Here is a 19,823-nt window from a genome sequence, read left to right as displayed (position 1 = left end):
CCGTGCTCTTCGCGCCATGCCGTGCTCTTCGCGCGGCTGTCGAACCTGACGCCCGGATCATCCGTCACCGAGGCGGTAGAGGTGAAAGCGCATGTTGGCGCCGTAGGGCAGGGACGGCGCGGGAGTGTGGGTGTGCAGGTGGGTGGCGTCGGTGAAGGTGCGGTGGAGGGAGTCCCGGGCGATGTGGTCGTTGGTCTTGATGACGATGTGGCAGGGGAGGCCGTCGCGGGATCGGCGGATGTCGCGGAGGATGTCCGGCACCGGCGGTGAGGTGCGCGTCAGGTCGAGGCCGTGGGCGGTGAAGGCGGGGCCCCAGGGCGGTTCGACGATGTAGATGTCGTGGGTGCTGCGGGCGGGGAGCTTGCCGAGGAGGTCGCGGTAGTCGACCAGGTGGAGGGAGACCGGGGAGCCGACGCGGTCGAGGTTGTTGCGGGCGGTCCGGTAGACGGCGGGGTCGAGTTCGGCGGCGTGGACGGGATGGGAGAAGCGCACGCCGAGGTGGTGGCCGAAGTTGCCGGAGCCGCAGAACAAGTCCACGATCACCGGCTCCGTCGGCTGCGGCCCTGCGGGGGCCTCGGCGGTCCGCAGGCCGGCGAGGGCGTCGGCGACGGAGGCGGTGTACGCGTCGACCGAGCACTCGATGGCGGTGCGCCCCAGCAGCGTGATCCCTCCGGCGGCCATGTCGGGGGCGCAGACGCCGTACAGGCTCAGGCCGCGCGGGTCGCCGTAGATGAGGCGGCCGGCCTGGCACAGCTGCTCCGCGCTGAGGATGGTGGTGCGCAGCGGGCCGAGGAGCCGGTCGCGGAAGGCGAAGTAGCCGTCGTGCCCCGGCTCGTCGGAATCGGGCATGGCGGGCGACTCTCCCTTCGCTTTACATGGCCATAAACCCGTCCAATGTAACCTTTGGTGGGATTTCCGCCTTCCCGAAGGGAAGCCGTTCGCCATGGCCGCCCATACCGATGTCACCTCCTCGGCCGATCAGACCGCACGAGCCGCCCGCCCGTTCGACAACCTCGGGAAGAAACACGAGGACGCCTACGGGCACCTGCCGGAACAGCTCGCCGCGATCGACTGGCTGCTGGCCCGCCTGCCGGACGGGGCGAGGGTGCTGGACGTGGGGTCGGGCACCGGGCGGCCGACCGCGGAGCGGCTGGCCGCGGGCGGGCACCGGGTCACGGGCTGCGATGTGTCGGAGACGATGGTGCGGCTGGCCCGCGCCCAGGTCCCGGCGGCCCGGTTCGAGCGGGTGGACATCCGTGAGCCGGCCGGTATCCGCGAGCTGGCCGACGGTCTTGGTCCGTGGGACGCGGTCACGGCGTTCTTCTCCCTGTCGCGGATGACGCGGGCGGACATCGAGGCGACCCTGGCCCGAATCGGCCAATGGCTGGTGCCGGGGGGACTGTTCGTCTTCGCCACGGCGCCTTCCGACGCGTTCGCCACCGCGCCTTCCGACGCGTTCGCCACCGCGCCTCCCGACGCGTTCGCCACCGCGCCTCCCGACGCGTTCGCCACCGCGCCTCCCGACGCGGAGGAGGCCGAGGTCCCCTGGACGGGGCAGGCAACCCAGGCCGCCACCGGCCACCCGGCTGCCACCTATCCCCGTCTGCTGCGCGATGCGGGCCTGGAGGTCATCCATGTCCACGAACGGACCAGTGCTTCCGACGTGGACGCGCCCAAGCATCTCTTCCTGTACGCCGTGAAGCCGGGCGGGCCGGACGTGCCCGCCCACGCCCTGACCGGCCCCTACCCCCAGCCCGAGGCGTACCGGGGGCGGCACGAGCTGACCGGCACCGGCTGGTCGGCCATGGAGGCCCGCTTCCAGCGGCACGACATCGCACCGGTCGTCGACGCGCTGACCGGCAACGAACGGGTCCTGGACGTCGGCGGGGGCAGCGGCGCCGTCGTCCGGGCCATCGCCGGCCGCCTGGGCGCGTGCGTCACGGTCGAGCCCGACGCCGCACGCGCCGCGACGCTCCAATCCCTGCGCGGACACGGGGTGACCGTGCTGCCCGGCCGCGCCGAGGGGCTGCCCGTGGCGGACGGCGCGTTCGACGCCGCGGTGGCCACATGGGTGCTGCACTACACCGACGACCCCGACGCCGCGGTGGCGGAGATGGCCCGCGTCGTCGATCCCACGCACCCGGAGGCGAAGGTCGTCCTCGTCCAGGGCGCCCCCGACAACGAGCTCATCGCCCTGTGGAACCGGAACTGCGCCGCACTGACCGGCGAACCGCCCGACCACCAGGGCCACCTCCTGACCCGGGCCGCCCGCGTCCTGGCGCGCCGCGGTTTCCGGGACGTCTCCTTCACCCGGGCCCGGATCGACGTGCTCTTCCCCGAGGAGGGCGCGGAGGCGAAGGCCCGGGCTGCCGCCGAGGTGCTGAGCGGCTTCTGGGACACCGGTCATCCCCGACTGGCGGGGCTGCGCCAGGCACTGCTGCCCGCCCTGCGGGAGCACTTCGCCGAGGGCGGCGACCGGTTCACCGATGACGGGGTGATCCTGGTCGCCCGCCCGCGCGGGATGGGCTGACGCTTGTCCGCGCGGGATGGGCTGACACTCGTCCGCGCGGGATGGGCTGACACTCGTCCGCGCGGGGCGGGCTGACGCCCGTCGGCGCCGCCCGTCCCGCGCGTTCCCCGGTTCCGTGGTGGGTCGTCAGGTGGTGACGGGCAGGGCCATGCGGGTGGGGAGGGATCCGTCCCAGTAGTAGCCCTCCCCGTGGTAGCGGGGCGAGTGCAGGCACCAGGACAGGTAGCCGCCGAGGTTGTATTTCCACGCCTCCAGGAAGGCGGGCACGTCTTCGGCGCCGGGCCATCGGGCGCGCAGGTCGCGGCCGAGGTCCCAGAACGCGCTCTCGGCCCGGTTGATCCGCTCGCACACCATGTCCACGGCCTCTTGGAGGTCCGCGCCGCCGCGTCTGAGCACGGCGATGGCGTTCACCTCGTCGCCTTCGAGGAGTTCCTTGCGGTAGGAAACGAGGTCGTTGACCAACGCGGCGAATTCGAAACAGGCGGTGTGGAACCGCTCCAACTCGTCGGTTCCGGTCAGCCGCGACAGGTTGCCACCGACGGAATGCTCCACCAACGCCGCCCAGCAGCCGAAGGCGAGGTCCGGCCGCCGCCAGGAGAGATATTCCTCCAGGTCCCCGAACTTCTTCTCCTCCGGAGGCTGGGCAATGCACCCGAGCCAGTCCGCGATCCCGTCCGCCACCCGTCCCCACAGCCTGACCGGCAGCGCTTCCCGGGCCTGCGTCATGCAGTTGTCCCACAGCCGCAACTCGGCGGTGGCGTCCGGGGCCTGCTCCTGACGCGCCACGGCCACATAGGAGGACAGCACCTCACTCGATGCGTCATCGAACGCGTCATCGAACCAAGCCGCCGTGGAGAGGAAGACGGAGACATCCTTCAGCCGCGCGTAGGACGGATAGGGAAAGAGCCGAGCGGTGAGGTTCGTCCGGTCTCCGAGGTTGGAGGTCTCGAAGGCCGCTCCTCCCCCGAGCAGAGCCGCCTGCTCGTCGTACCAATCGGCGTAGTCGGCGTGCAGCCGCTCGTAATCCGGATGCCGGACGGCGATCGGCAGCTTCGTGTCGTTCAGGCGCAGCTCGACCTGCTGCACCGCACTCGATGCCGCACAGCCAGAAGACATCACGTTCTCCTCCTCGGGGGCCGCAGGGGCCGCATCGATACGACCCATGGTGATCTGCCCCACTATGGGGTGATGCCGCCGGGCCCGCACATCGAGGAGTCACCCAGCCCAATGCCGGGACGCCTGCACTCTGGGGGCGAGGGCTTCGCGCAGTGGCCGGGGTGGCCGGGGCGGCCGGGGTGGTCGGGGGCGTCCGGGACGGCCGGAGCGTCCGTGAGCGTGCGACGCGGTTGGGGTGCTCTGCCGGGTCGGGGGCCAGGCCGTCGCCGAGGCCCGGGTGCGCCTGGGGTGCTCCGGCCGACGGTGAGGACGTCCGACGCGGTGACGAGCGGGGCGGGGGAACCCGGCCGTCCGCGTTCGGGGCCCGATTCCGCTCCGGGCCGTTTGCGCTCCCCCACCCACAACAGCCAGCCGAAAAGGCCGTGCCCCTTTCCCCCTTTCTCTTCTTTCTCTAACCCTTTCCGCCTCACCGCCCCCGTGCCCCCGGATACAACTCGATACGGACGCTGTCATCGTCCTGGACGACATAAGTGGGGTCCCGGTCACGATTGAAGCCCGACGGCAACAGGAAATACCGGTCCTGTCGTTCCACCAGGAGCCGCAGGCCGGTGTAGCGATAGCGGTAATGCTTGCCCTTGCCGAGGTCCTCCGCCGTGCCCAATCCCGGTGGTCCGGTGATGCTCAGCCGGTCCGTGCTCAGGACGACCACTTCGACACGCCGGTCGAGATGCGCGGCGTCTTCGACGGCCTGCTCCCGTCCGAGTTGACCGGCCAACAGAGCGATCATCCAGATCAGGAAGAGGCCCGCGACCGTGAGAGGCGCCGTTCGCGCCCAGAATTTCCCTCGCGCCGCGGCCCGCGCGTTCCCGGCGCTCTGCCCGAGAAACAGTCCGCAAGCGATCAGCAGAGGCGCGGACCATTCGAAGGGACGGATACGGTTCCACTCCAGCAAGAGGATCGTGCCCACGCCCACGATGACGAGGTGGGCCCTGGTCATCGTCCGCCACGTCCACCACAGACTTCGCACGACCCACGACGAATCGTTCAGCGAGGACAGCAATCTGAGGAATTGCGCCACGAAGACGATCAGAGCCAGGATCGTCAGCACCGGGAGGGTCACCAACCGCAGGCTCGTCAACGCCAATTCGATGGGGTCGAATCCGATGGCGAGCGTGTCGATGTGGAAGTACGCGTAATACGCGGCGCTGTTGAGAAGCCCCGCGTAGAGCATCAAGGCGAGCGCGAAGGAACCCCCGCCGAAGACCGTGTTGGCCAGTTCCAGACCACGCCCCGCCGAAGAGGATGGTGGTGCGGGGGAAGGGGGCGTCGTGGGCGTCGCGCCGTCCGGTCGGCCGTTCTCGGCCGCGGCGGCCGGGGGATGCTGGGAACGGGCCTCGCCCGCGCGGCTCCGCGGCCGTGGGCGCCTCGGCCGGAACCACGGACGGGCTGGGCGGACGCCTGGCGTCTCGGCTTCGGGCATGGCTGCCTCGGACCTGCGGATCGGTGGTCGCCGACCGGCGGTGCGACGGCCGGCGAAGGAATGACGTCAACGGACGCCGACGGAACGGCCGGGGGCGTACGGCCCTTTCGCAAGGCATACGGCCTTTCCCGAAAGACGTACGACCTTTTCCGCAAGACGTACGGCCCTTTCGGAGCAGGAATTCCGCACACAACGACCGAGTCGGCAGAAGGCTCGCGCACACCTCACCCGGACGAAGAGGAAGGCGCCGGTTCGGTGCTGCTCGGCGGCTTGGGAACGAGACCCGGGCCGCCGCCAAGGGTGCTCTGATCGGTAGAGGGCTCGGAAGGAGACGGAGAGGTGGGATTCGGCAGGGCCGGCGTTTCCGGAGTGAGCCCCGGCCCGTCCTTTCCCGTGTTCTCTGCCCGTGACCCGGTGGGAATTCCGCTTTCCGACGTCGGGCTGTACGCGGGGTCGGGCACGGCACCGGCGCCTTGGCCCTTTCCACCACCGCCAACGGACGACCCGCCCACCGGCGGCACACCGGGATCACCGGCGGGCTGCGTGCGCCCGGCGTCGGACGTGTCGGACGTGTGGGACGCGACGCTCGGCGAATGATTCCCCGTCTCATCACCACCGGGATTACTGTGCGCACCGGAACCGGCACACCCCACGACGCCGAATACCACCACCAAGCCCACCAGCATGTCCCGAACCGGCACCCGGCCACGTTTCGGCATCGGCCCTGTCCCCCGTCCACACGGCATTCCGGCACAGCGTGTCCCGCGCGTCCGATCGCCGGTCGGACCGGACCGTATTCCGCTGGGAAAAATCCGCATGCGCGTGCCGAACTCCGCGTCCACCGCAGGAATCCGTACCTGGGTGCGCCGCGGAACATCCGCGCCTCGATCCGGCCGCGGACCACCCAGCAGAACGCCAGGACCGGTGTCATTATGGGACGCCCTCCACCACAGCCTCCGCGATTCGCCCCGCCCACAGGGAAACCACGCTCAGAGGCATCGCTTTCGCGTAGGGGCACCAGCGCCCCTGCCCCATGGCCCGTACGCCTTTCAGATGTCCCAGTGCCCGCCCATGGGCCCGCACCCGCGCTGTTCCGCCGACAGTGAAGACCGGCCCGACCGGGCCCGGCCGTCACTACAGTCCGGTCTCATGACGACAGTCACCACACGTACGGTCGAATACCCGGCCGACGGCCTCACGATGATCGGGCACCTCGCGCTCCCGGCCGGTGCCGACCGCCGGCCCGCAGTCCTGATCGGGCCCGAGGGGCCGGGCCTGAACGACTTCCAGCGCCGCCGGGCCGATGCCCTCGCCGAACTGGGCTATGTGGCGCTTGCCTTCGATCTCCACGGCGGACGCTGGTTCACCGACCCGCAGGAGATGCTGGCCCGCTGCATGCCACTGCTCGCCGATCCCGACCGGATGCGGGACATAGGCGGTGCCGCGCTCGACGTGCTGCGCGCCGAACCGCGGACCGACCCCGACCGGATCGCCGCCATCGGCTACGGCACCGGGGGCGCCATCGCGCTGGAACTCGGGCGCGCCGGCGTCAACCTCCAGGCGATCGGGACGATCAACGCGCTGACCACGGGCCGACCGGGCGAGGCGGCGCACATCCGTTGCCCCGTGTGGGCCGGGGTCGGATCGGAGGACCCGATCATGCCCGCCGAGCAACGGGACGCCTTCGCCGCCGAGATGCAGGCCGCGGGCGTCGACTGGCGCCTCGTGGTCTACGGCGGCGCCCTGCACGCCTTCCACCACCCACCGGTCGACCAGACCGTGCGCTCCGGTATCGGCTATCACCCACTGCACGCGCAGCGTGCCTGGCGCGACATCGTCGGCCTGCTGGCCGAGTGCCTGCCCGTGACGGAGTGAGCGAGGGCGGAGCGCCGGAGCTGCCATCGTCGCCGTAGTCCTCGGCACCTCCCTCGGCACCTCCCTCGGCACCTCCCTCGTCACCGTCCTCGTCACCGTCCTCGTCGCCTCCCTCGGCAGCGTCCTCGTCACCTCCCTCGACGCTGTCGCCGCCCTGACACGGCGGCGGAGGGACCGGCACGGAGCCCCGAGGACCCGCACGGCCCCAGGACAACTGGTGCGGTCGCGCGGTCGTCTCTGTTCAGTCGTGCGGTCGGCTCCGGATCAGTTGTGCGGTCGGTTCCGGCAACAGGGCACGGATCCCGAGCGAGTTCAGCCGCGCCGTCAAGGACGCGTCCGGATGCGCTGTCCCGCCGGGCCCGCCGCGGGGCCCACGGTGACGTGGAAGTCGGGCAGGCGGGGCCAGCCCAGCGTGCGCCAGGGCACCGGTTGGCGCTGGCCCCGTGCCTTCATGAACAGCAACGCCGTGACGAGGTTGCCTTGTGCGCCCCCGTGACCGTCGCATTCCAGGTAGGCCAGGGCGTCCTGGCCGAAGGGGGTGTCCAGCGGCGTGACGAGGACGCCGCCCGCGCGAACCTGGTCCAGCCAGGCCAGGGGGATGCGGCGCACCCCGACGGTGGAGATCAGCCGGTCGTACGGGGCGCGCGGGGCATAGCCCTGCTCGCCGTCGGCGACGTGGACGGGCAGGTCGTGGCCCAGGGCGCGCAGCCGTTCCTCCGCCTCGGCGGCGAGCCGGTCGTCGATCTCCACGGTGGTGGTGCGGGTGGGGCCGATGCGGTCGGCGAGCAGGGCGGTGCTGTAGCCGGTACCGGTGCCGATCTCCAGGATGTGGTCGCCGGGCCGCGGGTCGAGGTAGTGCAGCATGTCCACCACCACCGAGGGCGCGGACAGGGAGCTGGTGAACTCGTTCGAGGCGCTCGGCCCGTCCTCGACGCGCACCGCGCCGTCGGCGATCTGTGTGATCAGGGGCGCGTCGGGCGTGTAGACGGCCTCCAGCCACCGCCCGGGTTCGGTGGCGCGGTCCAGGACCGGGTAGCGGCCGTCCGCGTCGCGCTTGTGCCACCACACCCGCTCCGGCGCGAAGTGCTCGCGCGGCACCCGCAGGAACGTCTCGCGCAGCCAGGGCCGGTCGTTGAAGTGGCCCGGACCGCCGTAGGCGTCGATGGCGGCGGCGCACCGCGCGCGCAGTTCCGCGGCCGTGGACACGGCGTCTCCTACCGGCCCGGCGGACCGCCGCCGAGCCCGTCCTCGTCGCTGCTGCCAGGATCGCCGTCGCCGGTGTCCGATTGGCCGGTGCGCGGGATGTCGCCCTCTTCCTCCTGCGGCCGTTCGCCGCCGGCGCCGTTCGTCCGCTCGTCCATCGCGTCCTCCCGTCACCGGAGCGTGTCCGACCGACGGGCCATTGTCGCGCCGCCGCGGACGGCCCTACAAGCGCCGGGCGGCCAGGCCAGACGAGCAACCGCCGACGGCCCGGCCTCCGGTGGCGAGCCTCCAGACACGAGGCGCGTCCCGAAAGTCGGGCCACCGGGATATCCGGTCGGTCGTCACGCGCGGCAGCGCAGCATCTCCAAGGGCGGGTTGGCGCGGAGGTCCGCCCAGTAGTCCGCGCCGAACTCGCGCACGCCGGCGTCCGACACCGTCAGCGGAACCCAGGTCACCTCGCTGAATCCGGCCTTCCGCAGGCTGTTCTCGAAGATCTCGCGGCGCGCGCGGTTGGCGACGAACGAGACGGGTGGGTCGAGCAGCGCCGTGGTCCGGGTCTGTGGTCCGATCTCGGTCTGCTCGCCGGTGAGCTCGTTGCGGAAGCCGTACCGGTCCGGGGGCGGCCCGTCGAAACGGAAGTCGGGCGACTGGCAGATCCCGAACAACTCGCCGCCGGGCTTCAGGCTCCGGTGCGCGTTGCGGCACATCCGCTCCGCGGCGGCGACGTCCTCCGCATAGCCGATCAAATGGGCCGCCACAACGATGTCGAAGCGCCGTTCAAAAAACCGGAGTTGCGACACATCGCCCACCTCGTAGCGCACACCCAGCGGGTCGCGTTCCTCCAATTCCTGGGACACGGCGATCATTTCGCTGGATATGTCGACGCCGAGAACCTCAGTGGCGCCGCGCCGCTTGAACTCCCTGCTGTAAAAGCCGGTGCCGGAGGCCAGGTCCAGGACCGACCTGCCGCGCACGTCCCCGACCATGGCCAGGAAACTGGGCACCACCGCGTACTGCTCCAGCGGGAGGGCCTTGAACCCCTCGTACGCCTCACCGATCTCGTCATACTGCTGCACGCTCACCGTGCCGTCCTCCCCTGTGCCGCATCATCTGCATGGCCGCGGCCTCCGAGCCTTCGGATGTATGGCCTCGGTTTCCGAGTCTTCGGATGCATGGCCTCGGTCTCCGAGTCTTCGGAGATCCGCGGCATCTGGCGGGCAGTCTTCCCGCACCACGGCGGCGCCTCGTACTGGCAGAAGCCACGAAGATGCGGATGTCGTCCCGGGCTCCTGTACGGGCGGGCATCCGGTTCGCAGGGATGGCGGACGATTTCGGTACGCCCTTCGGCCTCGGGTACGGCGCCGGGCGCCCGGCGCGACGGACGAGGCCGGGCGGGCCCGGCCGCGATGAACGAGGCCGGACGGGCCCAGCCACGACGAACGGGGCCGGACGGGCCAGCCACGATGAACGAGACCGGGCGGACCCGGGCCTCCCGGCCGGTGGTGCGTCAGTACACGCGGGTTCCGGTCTCCGCCAGGGCGGTGATCACCGGCTGGAGGTAGGTGGTACCGCCGCTGCGGCAGTCCCCGCTGCCGCCGACGGTGATGCCGAGGGCGGTGTTGCCCGAGATGGCGGGGGCGCCCCCGGCGGACCCGGCCTCCTGGCACAGCGACGCCCGGAACAGCCCGGTCACCGCCCCCTCGGGGTAACCGACCGACACGTTGACGGCCTGCACGGTGCCGCAGTGCCACCCCGCAACCTCCCCGACGCGGCACAGCGACTGGCCGACGACGGGCGAGGCGGCGCCGACGACATCGATGACGCCGCCGCCACCGGGGCCGACCTCACCGGGGTAGCTCACGTCCGGGTTGGTGTAGCGGATGAGGGCGAAGTTGCGGGCGGGAAAGCTCACCCGGTCCGTGCTTCCGACGGGCACGGTCCGCCCGGGATCGGCGTACCAGGTCGTCGCCTTCGCCGAGGCGACGCACCGGCCGTCGGTGAGCCCGTAGGTGGCGCCCGCGTGGTCACGGACGTTGAAGGCCACGGTGCAGCGCGCCGCGCCGCTGTAAAGGGTGGCGCCGCCCCGGATGGCGAGGACGGCGGCCCCCTCTGCGGCCCTCTCGGCGCTCCCTTCGGAGGCGTTTGCGGAAGCGTTTTCGGAGGCGTTTGCGGAGGCGTTTGCGGTGGGCGCACCGACGGCGGCCGTGACACAGAGGATCGAGGCGGCGAGGGCGGCGATGGTGGTCCGCCGTCGTGCCGGGGGTGGCACGGGACTACGGGGTTCGCGAGTGCTCATGCTCTTCTGTCTCCTCTCGCGGGAACGCGGAACACGGGAACACGGAAACGCGGAACACGGAAACGGAGAAGTGGAAAAGCGGAAGTGGAAAGGCGAGGCGGAAAAGCGGAAGCGGAAAAGCAGAAACGGGAAACGGAAGGGCGCGAGGTCGAGCAGGTCGGCGGTGGCCTGTTGGAGAACGGGTCGCCGTCAGCCATCGACCCATCCGCCATCGAGGGGCGGCCCCCCGGCACAGCCTTTTGATCGCGTACAGTCATCCACTGCGGTCCAGACTAATGCGCAACAGGCCCCGAGTCGACGGGTCGGCCACCGACACCGGCCGCCTTGTCAGACGCCCGCCCTCACCCCAGCGGCTGCCCCTTCGTCACCGGCAGGCACAACCGCTCCTGACGACGAGTGACCCGCGAGAGGGACGGGACGCACGCCCGCCGCTCACAGGCACAGACCCCGCATTCGCGGACGCACACCACACCACCACACCACCACACCACACCCACGCCTCCATCGGCGCAGCCGCGCGCTCCCCCCGCGCATGGCTGCCCCGCCCCCGTCAACGTTCCCGTACCGACGCGTATCAGCTCAGAGCAGGCAGCCGAACAGCCGCGATGCGCCCCTCCGCATCGAACTCGACCTCGGCGCGCAGGCCGCCGGGGAGTTCGGCGACGACCTGGCGGGCATCCCCCTGCCACGGCACTCCGTGGTGTTCGAAGTAGCCGGTCACCACCCGGTGGGCCGATCGGCCGATCAGCCCGGCGCCCGTCGTCAGCATCCGGGGCAACGTGATCGGATCGACCGTGGCGCGGGGCACCTGCGCGTCGTCGGGCAGGAAGTAGACCTGTGTGTCCGGACCGGCCGCCACCCCGATGTACCCCGGAGCGCCGGCCACCCCCATACCGGCGAAGGCCACGGTCTCCGCCGCGAGCCGCGGGTCGGGGAACCCGGACAGGTCGAGCAGTTCCTCGGTGAACTCGTCGATCCCCCGCGCCCGCCCGAAGCGTTCCACCTGCTCGGCAAGGGCGACGACCGGCGTGCCCCGCAGGCCGGGGTTGGCCCAGCCCCACAGCCAGGACCGCTCGGTCATGTCGTACGTGCCCAGTACGGCGACGCGCAGTTCCAGATCGCCCTGCCGGTAGACGCAGGCAGGCAGGTCCGCCGTCCAGGGACCGTCGGGCAGGAAGTCGGTCAGGGCTTCGAGCTGCGCGGCGCCCCATGCGGCGTGGCGCTCCGCCTCGTACAAGAACGCGTCGCCGAATTGCGTGATCATGGACCAGGACTCTACGAGGCGGACCGACCCGCCTGTCATCCGGCCCGTGGCGGGAGCGTCACCGACGCCATCCGCGAACAAGAACAAGCCGATGTCATTCGCGAACAAGCCGACGTCATCCGCGAACAAGGCGGCGGGCCAAACTCCGGAATCCGGACGCCGTGCCACCACTCCCCCTGAGCGGCCCAACAGCCCCTCACCCCGCGTCAGCCGGCCACCCGACCGAGATCCTTGCCATAGCAAATCTCGACGTACGGCCCCGTGCAGTAGGCCGGGATCTCGCGGTAGCCGTGCCGGACGTACAGCGCGCGGGCCTCGACCAGGTCGAGACGGGTGTTGAGGACGATCGTGGAGGCGCCGAGCAGGCGTGCCTCGTGTTCCAGCAGTTCCAGCAGCAGGTCCGCGCCCTTTCTGCCGCGGAAGGCGGGGCGCAGGTAGACGCGGGTGAGTTCGGCGCGCCGGGAGTCCAGCATCAGCAGCCCGCCGCAGGCGGCGGGCTCGCCGTCGTGGCGGCCCACGACGAACCGGCCCGTGGGCGGGGTGAGCAGGTGCGCGCCGTCCTGGTCCAGGCCGTCGTGGATCTCCTGCGGGGTCGCCGGGCGCTGCCAGTACCGGCTGGCGACCTCGTCGTAGTAGTCGCGCCGCAGACCGGTCGCGTCCGGGGTGTCGAAGGCCTCGGGAGCCAGCTGCCAGGAAGTCATGAGGAGTGCATAAACGGGCGGCGGTAGCGCTCTCAACCGTTTTTCGGGCACGGAAGCGCGGGACCTGAACGGCGGTCGCCCGAGGGATCCCCCACAAAACCACCGGTAGCCCGCGGGATCCCCCACAGAACCACCCGTAGACCGCGCACCGGAACGGAATCCGCACAGGATCGCCCGCCCATCACCTACCGCCCCACCCCTCCCCTACCCCCCGACCCGATCCGATCCGCGCCGCCAGCACCGCCGCCAGGGCCAGAAGCGCGGCGGCACACAGGAAGACCACACCCACGGACGTGCTGAACGCCTCGGCGGCACGGGCACGGGTGGCCCCGGTCAGTCGCGGAATGGCGCTGGTGGCACCGCCGGGACCGTGTGCCGCGTAGACGCGCGCCAGGATCGTTCCGAACAGCGCCGCGCCCAGGGAGCCGCCCAGGGTCTGGAAGAAGCGGACGCCGGTGGTGGCCACGCCGAGCTGATGGGGTGGCGCGGCCCGCTGCACCACCACGATGAGCTGCCCCAGGGTCTGGCCGAAGCCGATGCCGAGCAGGAGCAGTTCGGCCCGCAGCGCCCACAGGTCGGTGTCGGGTCCGTTGGTGGACAGCAGGGCCATCGCCACGGCGGCGCACCCCGTCCCGATGACGATGGACGTCTTCTGCGACGGCGCCCGCGTACCGAGGCGGCTCGTCACCAGTCCGGAAGCGGCGATGCCGGCCGCCATCGGGAGCATGAACAAGCTCGCCGCCGTGGGAGCGATGCCGCGGACGAGCTGGAGGTAGACGATCACGTAGATCAACGAGCCCATCATGGCCACGCCCACCAGCCCTTGGACGGCGAAGCCGGTCCGGAGCGTGCGGTCGCGAAACAGGGACAGGGGCAGCAGCGGCTCGGCCGCGGTGGCCTGCCGCCACAGGAACAGGACCAGCAGCAGGACGGCCGCACCGGCCAGCCCGAGGATCGTCGGCGACCCCCAGCCGTACTCCCGGCCGCCCCACTCGGTGACCAGCAGCAGCGCCGAGGAGAACGCCGCCGCCAGCCCCGCGCCGAGGAAGTCGATGCGGTGCCGGACGCCGTGGCGCGGCAGCCGGAGCACGAGGGCGGCGGCGATGAGCACGGCGAGGCCGACGGGCAGGTTGACGTAGAAGATCCAGCGCCAGTCGGCGTGGTCGGCGAGCACTCCGCCGACTACCGGGCCCAGCGCCATGCCCGCCCCGGCGACCAGGCCGCCGATGCCCGCACCCTTGCCCGCGCCCCGCTCGTCCGGCCCCTTGAGCTGCGCGATGACGACCATGGTGACGCTCATCAGCCCGCCACCGCCCAGCCCTTGGAGCGCGCGGAAAGCGATGAGCTGGTCCATCGACCGCGCGGCGCCGCACAGCACGGAACCGAGCAGGAAGGTGCCGACGGCCCCCAGGAAGACCCGTTTGGCGCCGAGGGAGTCGCAGAGTTTGCCGTACAGGGGCAGGGCGGCGGTGGCCGCCAGGGCGAACGTGCTGATCAGCCAGGGGATGCGGTCGACGCCGTGGGCGGGGTCGAGATCGCGGGCGATGGGGACGGTGACGGCCGACACGATGTTCTGGTCGAGGACGGCGAGCAGCATCGTGGCCAGGCAGACCACGAAGCCGATCCGGCGGCGGGCGTCAGACATCGGGGGCGGGGCGCCGGAGCCGGACGGCGTGCGGGGAGCCGGTGGCGGTCCGGCCGGCGGTGCCGCCATATCGGCGGTGGAAGCGGCGGACGCGGTGGAAGCGGGTGAGGTCATGGCCCCACCCTGACGGAAAAACATATACCGAGTCAATATTTAATCCCGGCTCAAACTTCTTCCTGGTACAGTTATCCCATGACCGGGGAGTTGGGGCTGCGCGAACGCAAGAAGGACCAGACCCGCCGCAAGCTGTGGAGCGTCGCCACACGGCTGTTCATCGAGCGCGGCTACGACAAGGTCTCGGTCGCCGAAGTCGCCGCAGCGGCCGAGGTCTCCAAGATGACCGTCTTCAACTACTGCCCGTCCAAGGAGGACCTGGTCGTCGGCCCCTTGGAAGAGCACGTCGGCGACACGGCCCGCGCCGTGCGCGAACGCGCCCCCGGCGAGTCCGCTCCGGCCGCCGTCCGCCGCCAGTTCCTCGACGCGCTCGCGGCCTACGACGCTTCGGTGGGCATGAGCGACGACCCGTACGTCCTCCAGGTGCGGCGGCTGATCGCCGAGACCCCGGCGCTCCTCGCCCGCGCCCACGAGGTGGTGTACCGCGCCCAGCAACTCCTCACCGCCGAACTGACCGAACAGGCGTCACCGGAGGAAGCCCCCCTCGCCCCCTTCGTCGCCGCCCAACTCATGGGCGTCCGTTCGGCACTCATGGCACACAACCACCGGCGGCTGCTGGCCGGCGAGTCGGCGGCTGACGTCCAGCCGGCCGCCGTGGCACTCGCCGAGCGGGCCTTCGCACTGCTCGAAAACGGGCTGGCCGGGTACGCCACCCGCCCGCGGTAGGCCCCGGGCCCGTCCGCGGGCTCGCCGTTGCTCCGGCACTGTGCTGCTGACGTGGGGTGAGACGGTCCGCGGCGTCCACGACGGGCGACCCCGGGCTCCGACCGGCAGGCGAACGGCCGCAGGGCTCGCGACCCGACAGGCGAACCCGGGGAGCAGCGGGAACGGTAGGAACGGTGGGAACAGACAGCCTCAGGAACCACGGAAACAGACCGGCGGCCGTCGGCTCGCACGGACATCACTACGACTGATGTTCCATGGCTCGCTCGTTCGGGTCGACCGGCCGGACGGGAGCGTTGCGCGCTTATCGGCATGGGCATGCCGATATCAGGCGGATCGGCAGGGTCGGTCGGACCGACCAGATCGGCCGTTGCTCCCCCAAGACCAACCGTTGCTCCTCCAAGACCAACCATTGCCCACCCAAGACCAACCGTTGCCCACCCAAGACCAAGAGGGCCGGGCCGACCTGACGCGCCCGCCCTCCCGACGTCCCCGCCGCCGACCACCGATGCGAGGAGGAAGCCATGACCCCACCGGACAGCCTCCTGCATCACCGTGAGCACGTGCTGCCCTACTACCGGCGGCTGGAGTCCCGTCTGGGCTTCGTCCTCCTGCTCGGGCGGACACGGCACTTCGGCTGGTACGAGCCCGGCCAGTCACCCTGGCGCTTCTCCGCCGCCCTGCGCCGGATGGAGACCGTCCTCGCGCGGAAGCTGGCGCTGCCGGCGGGGTCCAAGATCCTCGACGTGGGCTGCGGCGTCGGCGACGTCGCCCGGACCGTGGCGCGCGCAACCGGCGCGGAGGTCACCGGCGTCGACTGCATCCCGGCGGACATCTCCCGCGCCCGGCGCCGCACCGCACGGGCCTCCGGCCCCGCCCGCGCCACCCGTTTCCTCGCGGCCGACTTCCACGACCTGCCCTTCGACGACGGCTTCTTCGACGGCCTGTACGCCGTGGAGTCCTTCTGTCACTCCGCCCACCCCGAGAAGGCGCTCGCGGAGTTCTCCCGCGTCCTGAAGCCCGGCGGTCGTCTCGTGATCTTCGACCCCTCACGGGCACCGGATTCCACCCTGCCACCGGAGGACGTCACGCTCCTTCGGACGGTCGCCGAGAAGGTCGGCGTCCCCAGCACCCTGCCTCACGGGCGTCTGGAGGAACTCCTGCGCGACGCCGGATTCACCGTCGATTCGGTCACCGACGCCACGCCGCACATGCTGCCCATGGTGCGCGCCCTGGCAAAGCTCTGCAGGGTTCCCTACGCCCTGGCCCGGAGCGTGGGGCGCGGCAGCGCGCTGATCAACGCGATGTTCCTCGTCGAGGCCTACCGCCGCCAGGATCTGTGGCGGTACGGCATTCATGTGGCCACGAAGGGGAAGTGAGGCACGGGTCGCGCGGGCGTGAAGACCGAGGGAGCGGCGCAGAACGGCAGCCTCCGTAAGGCGCTCCAGGCCCACGGCCCGTGCGTGCGGTCGGCCCACGGCCCGTGCGTGCGGTCGGCCCGGGGCCCGTGCGTGCGGTCGGACGGGGCCCTCGCATACGGTCGGACGGCGGCCCTTCAGGCAAGCCGGTTGCCGTCGAGCACGGCGGTGAGCAGCCCTCCACTCGCCCCAGTCCGCTGCCGATGCCGCTGCCGATGCCCTGAACACCGGCAGCGGGCGGGGTCCGCTGAGGCGACGCGCCCGTGCCTGCTGCGGAACGATGCCTGCAACGTTGCCCCGGACGACAGTGTCGACCGTCCGAAGGTCTTCGACCGCGACCGTGCTGGTCGGCGGTTGTTCTGAGCCGTCAGGAGAAGTCAGGCATCCCAGCCGTACTTGCTGCTGATGCGGCCGGCGGTGATGTGCCGCAGGGCGACCGCGTGGTACGGCACGGTGTTGGCGGGCGGGCTGATCAGGGGGAACCAGCGGATACCACCGCACTTGTCGGGTTCGGCGTTGTACGGCGTGCCGGTCCAGGCCCGGGCACGGTAGAAGACGCCGAAGCGGGGGTCTTCCCCGGGAGCGCGGTGGTCGATGACGTGCGCCAGCTCCAGGTCGGCGGGGTCGACGCGAACGCCGATCTCTTCCCAGCCCTCCCGGATGGTGCCGTGATCGGTGGGCTCGTCACCTTCCAGATGCCCGGAAGGAACCTGCCACTGCCCGGAGGCGTAACCGCCTTGGCGCAGGCTGAGCAGGACCTGGTCGTCGCGGATGAGCAGCAGGTGGACGTCGATGATGCGGTGGTGGCGCTGGACGGTGGGTGATGTGGTCACGGTGGTGGCGTTCCTCGTGAGGCCGGTGGAGCCACCGATTATGGCGTGCGCTTGCGGGGAGGCTGGGTTCTTCGCGCTTCGGTGAGGGCGATCAGCTCGGTTCGGTCCGCAGGAAGGCTTCGACTTGGTCCAGGCGTTCGCGCAGGTGGCGTCGGGCGGAGACCGGGAGGCGGGTGAGGAGTCGGTGCTGGACCGTTCGGGTCTTCTTGTCCCAACCCCAGGTGCCCACGATGCGGCCGGCGACGGTGATGGTGGCGTGGACTTCGCCGATGGTGTTGAACACCTGGCTGTCGTGGTCCGGGCTGCGGTAGCGGTCGCGGGTGGCGAAGTAGCCCTTGAAGGTGGGGTCTTCGAAGGCAAGGAGGCGAACGTGGTCCGCCGGGAGAGGGTCCGTGGCCCGGAGGTCGTGGAGGTCTTCGCTGAGGGTGAGGAGGTCGCCGGGGAGCCCTTCGACGCGCACAGTGGTGAGGGCGGAGCGCAAGGCGGCCAGGGCCGGAGAGATCTGCGTTCTGGGAAGCCCGGACCACCACAGCAGATCGGCCTCTGAAGCCGGACCGTAGGCGCGCAGGTAGTGGCGGATCAAGCGGGTGGTGGCAGTCAGGGGGTCGGTGGGGGCGAGCCGGAGTCCGGGGTGGGCATGTTCGAGCAAGGAGAAGTGGCGGTGTTCGCGGTGGAGGGAGGAGGCGGTGTTGCGGCAGGTAATGTGGCCTGATTCCCAGGCCCATTTGATGCCCAGCCGGACCGCTTCGGGCGAGGCGCCAAGGTGGTGCTTCATCAGCCTTTCTTGCAGGTCGCGGTAGGCGAGTGGGCCGCCTGTCAGGGCGTCCCGGCAGTGCACGCCCCACCGTTCCAGGTCCGTTCGGCCGAGTCCGTGCCGGCGGGCGGTGGCGGCGGTGGCGCCCAGACGCAGCCGGAGCGTCGCCGCGTGGGCGTCGGCTACGTGTTCTCGGGCCCACAGGTGCAGGGTGCGTCGCATGCAGCGGACCTTGACCAGGGTGCCACCGGGTGCGAGGGCGGTGCGTAGGTGGTCGGCGGAGAAGTCGGGCAGCCGGGTGTGGGCGGTGACGTAGGGAGTGAGAAGCCGGGCTGCATGCAGTCCTGCCTGGGCGACGGCGAGGGCCGCCAGGTCAGGCGGCCCGGGAAGCGTCCCCCAGCCGTGTCGGGTGGCGACCGCCGCACGTTCGACGGCGGCCGGCAGGGTCACGGTGACGGCCACGCGGATGCTCCTCTGGGCTCGGTGGGGCGTTGTGGGGTACAGCGCCGCGAGGAGCGTCCGAGACTAGCGGGTCACGCGGTGCGCGCGGCCGACGGCCGTTGGTGGCGGTCGGGCCACAGCTCTCTGATCATGGCAGCCAGTTGCTCATACCCGGCTTGGACTTCGACGAACTGTTCCTCGGTCCCCCACCAGTGCTTGTCGTTGTGATGGATGTGGTACTGGCTCCAGTCGCCCTTCCAGCCGGGCTGGTTGCTGGTGCCGTGCAGGTCGAACTCGTCCGGGTGGTCGTAGACGTACGTACCGGGTAGCGGCACGAACCGGAACAGGGAGACGCGATCGATGCCGGGGGCCAGCCGTGCCAGGAGGTCCATGGTCTGCGTGGTGGTGTGCCGGTCCTCGCCGGGGAAGCCGTGGATGAGGAACAGCTTGACGTTGATGCCCGCCTCGCGGCTCCAGCGGACCGCGTTGCGAATATGGTCTTCGGTAATCCGTTTGCGCATGGCTTTGAGGATTTTCGGGCTGCCGGACTCCATGCCGTACTTGACCTCCAGGCAACCGGACGCAGCCATGTCGGCGAGCAACGGCGCGTCGACCGTGTCCACGCGGGACAGGGCGGACCACTTCAGACCGAGGTCGGCGATGTGGGCGCAGATGTCGCGGACCTTGTGCTTGTTGACGATGAAGTTGTCGTCGACGACGGCGAAGCCCTCGATGCCGTACCGGTCGATCATGTCCACCAGTTCCCGGCGGGCGCTGGCTCCGGACCGGTACTGGATGCGGGTCTGAGCGGCGGCACAGAACCGACATGGGAAGGGGCAGCCGCGGCTGAACATGACGTGGGCCATGCGCAGGTCCGTGGTGCTCAGCCTGTCGCTCATCACCAGATCTGCTTGAGGGAGAAGGTGGCGCGCGGGCAGCGGCAGCTCGTCGATGCTGTTCATCAGCACGCGTGGCGGTGTGCGCACGGGCCGGCCCTCGTGCAGGAAGCAGATGCCTGCGATGTCGTCGAAGCGTCGGCTTTCCGCTCGGGACAGCAGGTGGAGGAAGGTCTCCTCGCCTTCGCCGACACCCACGGCGTGCGGGGCCAGGTCGAGCAACGTCTGCTCGGGATAGAAGTTGGGGTGCACTCCCCCGACGAGGACCAGTGGGTCGTTCGCATACCGGCTGTGGTGCCGGCAGTCCCTGATGAGCCCGTAGGTTGCGGACGACGGGATGGTGAAGGCCACGACGTCGAACGCGGTGAAGTCGCGCACGTGGTCGTCCACGGTCACCTTGACCACCGTCACGTCGTACCCGGCCTCCTCGGCGACGGCGGCCAGGTAGAGAACCCCGAAGGGCGGGAACTCCTTGCGCTGTTCCTTGAAGCGGGCCAGATCGAGAACTTCCGGGTAAACCAGTGCTACGCGCAT

General features: G+C 70.8%; 17 protein-coding genes. 4 read left to right on the top strand and 13 right to left on the bottom strand.

Going from position 1 to position 19,823, the window contains the following annotated elements; genetic code table 11:
• Nucleotides 1-57: 57 nt before the first annotated feature.
• Nucleotides 58-849: a hypothetical protein gene (locus ABZX96_RS03615; RefSeq protein ID WP_355537167.1), complete on the bottom strand. Its 792-nt coding sequence runs from the start codon at nucleotides 847-849 to the stop codon at nucleotides 58-60.
• Nucleotides 850-943: 94 nt separating this feature from the next.
• Here ABZX96_RS03615 and ABZX96_RS03610 point away from each other — a divergent pair, with 94 nt between their 5' ends.
• Nucleotides 944-2,530, top strand: coding sequence for a methyltransferase domain-containing protein (locus ABZX96_RS03610; protein WP_355537164.1), 1,587 nt, complete (start codon nucleotides 944-946; stop codon nucleotides 2,528-2,530).
• Nucleotides 2,531-2,656: 126 nt separating this feature from the next.
• Here the strand turns inward: ABZX96_RS03610 and ABZX96_RS03605 are convergent, their stop codons facing one another.
• A complete protein-coding gene (locus ABZX96_RS03605) occupies nucleotides 2,657-3,646 on the bottom strand; it encodes a terpene synthase family protein (protein ID WP_355537160.1) in 990 nt (329 codons plus the stop codon).
• A 466-nt stretch (nucleotides 3,647-4,112) separates the two neighbouring features.
• Nucleotides 4,113-5,126: a hypothetical protein gene (locus ABZX96_RS03600; protein ID WP_355537157.1), complete on the bottom strand. Its 1,014-nt coding sequence runs from the start codon at nucleotides 5,124-5,126 to the stop codon at nucleotides 4,113-4,115.
• A 1,149-nt stretch (nucleotides 5,127-6,275) separates the two neighbouring features.
• On the opposite strand from ABZX96_RS03600, the gene ABZX96_RS03595 reads away from it, so the two are divergent.
• Entirely contained in the window at nucleotides 6,276-7,001 is a 726-nt protein-coding gene (locus ABZX96_RS03595) for a dienelactone hydrolase family protein (RefSeq protein WP_355537154.1), read from the top strand.
• Nucleotides 7,002-7,325: 324 nt separating this feature from the next.
• Here the strand turns inward: ABZX96_RS03595 and ABZX96_RS03590 are convergent, their stop codons facing one another.
• The 7 genes from ABZX96_RS03590 to ABZX96_RS03560 all read right to left on the bottom strand — a co-directional run bounded on the left by ABZX96_RS03590 (nucleotide 7,326) and on the right by ABZX96_RS03560 (nucleotide 14,110).
• Nucleotides 7,326-8,207: a methyltransferase domain-containing protein gene (locus tag ABZX96_RS03590; RefSeq protein WP_355537151.1), complete on the bottom strand. Its 882-nt coding sequence runs from the start codon at nucleotides 8,205-8,207 to the stop codon at nucleotides 7,326-7,328.
• Nucleotides 8,208-8,215: 8 nt separating this feature from the next.
• Entirely contained in the window at nucleotides 8,216-8,362 is a 147-nt protein-coding gene (locus tag ABZX96_RS03585; protein WP_355537148.1) for a hypothetical protein, read from the bottom strand.
• Nucleotides 8,363-8,545: 183 nt separating this feature from the next.
• Complete coding sequence (locus tag ABZX96_RS03580; protein WP_355537145.1) at nucleotides 8,546-9,286, bottom strand: class I SAM-dependent methyltransferase; 741 nt, start codon at nucleotides 9,284-9,286, stop codon at nucleotides 8,546-8,548.
• A gap of 425 nt (nucleotides 9,287-9,711) precedes the next feature.
• Nucleotides 9,712-10,500, bottom strand: a complete 789-nt coding sequence (locus ABZX96_RS03575; protein ID WP_355537142.1) for a S1 family peptidase — start codon at nucleotides 10,498-10,500, stop codon at nucleotides 9,712-9,714.
• 574 nt (nucleotides 10,501-11,074) lie between these two features.
• A complete protein-coding gene (locus ABZX96_RS03570) occupies nucleotides 11,075-11,764 on the bottom strand; it encodes a DUF6882 domain-containing protein (protein ID WP_355537139.1) in 690 nt (229 codons plus the stop codon).
• 206 nt (nucleotides 11,765-11,970) lie between these two features.
• On the bottom strand, nucleotides 11,971-12,465 hold the full coding sequence (locus ABZX96_RS03565) for a GNAT family N-acetyltransferase (RefSeq protein WP_355537136.1): 495 nt from the start codon (nucleotides 12,463-12,465) through the stop codon (nucleotides 11,971-11,973).
• A 181-nt stretch (nucleotides 12,466-12,646) separates the two neighbouring features.
• Nucleotides 12,647-14,110, bottom strand: coding sequence for an MFS transporter (locus ABZX96_RS03560; RefSeq protein ID WP_355537401.1), 1,464 nt, complete (start codon nucleotides 14,108-14,110; stop codon nucleotides 12,647-12,649).
• A gap of 192 nt (nucleotides 14,111-14,302) precedes the next feature.
• Here ABZX96_RS03560 and ABZX96_RS03555 point away from each other — a divergent pair, with 192 nt between their 5' ends.
• Both ABZX96_RS03555 and ABZX96_RS03550 read left to right on the top strand, forming a co-directional pair.
• Nucleotides 14,303-14,950, top strand: a complete 648-nt coding sequence (locus tag ABZX96_RS03555; RefSeq protein WP_355537133.1) for a TetR/AcrR family transcriptional regulator — start codon at nucleotides 14,303-14,305, stop codon at nucleotides 14,948-14,950.
• 521 nt (nucleotides 14,951-15,471) lie between these two features.
• On the top strand, nucleotides 15,472-16,326 hold the full coding sequence (locus ABZX96_RS03550) for a methyltransferase domain-containing protein (RefSeq protein ID WP_355537130.1): 855 nt from the start codon (nucleotides 15,472-15,474) through the stop codon (nucleotides 16,324-16,326).
• A 416-nt stretch (nucleotides 16,327-16,742) separates the two neighbouring features.
• On the opposite strand, the gene ABZX96_RS03545 is transcribed toward ABZX96_RS03550, so the two are convergent.
• The 3 genes from ABZX96_RS03545 to ABZX96_RS03535 form a co-directional block, all read right to left on the bottom strand.
• Nucleotides 16,743-17,198, bottom strand: a complete 456-nt coding sequence (locus tag ABZX96_RS03545) for an NUDIX domain-containing protein (protein ID WP_355537127.1) — start codon at nucleotides 17,196-17,198, stop codon at nucleotides 16,743-16,745.
• 91 nt (nucleotides 17,199-17,289) lie between these two features.
• Entirely contained in the window at nucleotides 17,290-18,414 is a 1,125-nt protein-coding gene (locus tag ABZX96_RS03540; RefSeq protein ID WP_355537124.1) for a crosslink repair DNA glycosylase YcaQ family protein, read from the bottom strand.
• 71 nt (nucleotides 18,415-18,485) lie between these two features.
• Nucleotides 18,486-19,823 (bottom strand): radical SAM protein, encoded by a 1,338-nt coding sequence (locus ABZX96_RS03535; protein ID WP_355537121.1) that lies wholly within the window; start codon nucleotides 19,821-19,823, stop codon nucleotides 18,486-18,488.

It is taken from the genome of Streptomyces sp. NPDC003077 (genome assembly GCF_040611095.1).
Lineage (GTDB): Bacteria > Actinomycetota > Actinomycetes > Streptomycetales > Streptomycetaceae > Streptomyces.
Note: the sequence above shows the minus strand (reverse complement) of the source record. Positions and strands in the feature narration are given on the sequence as shown.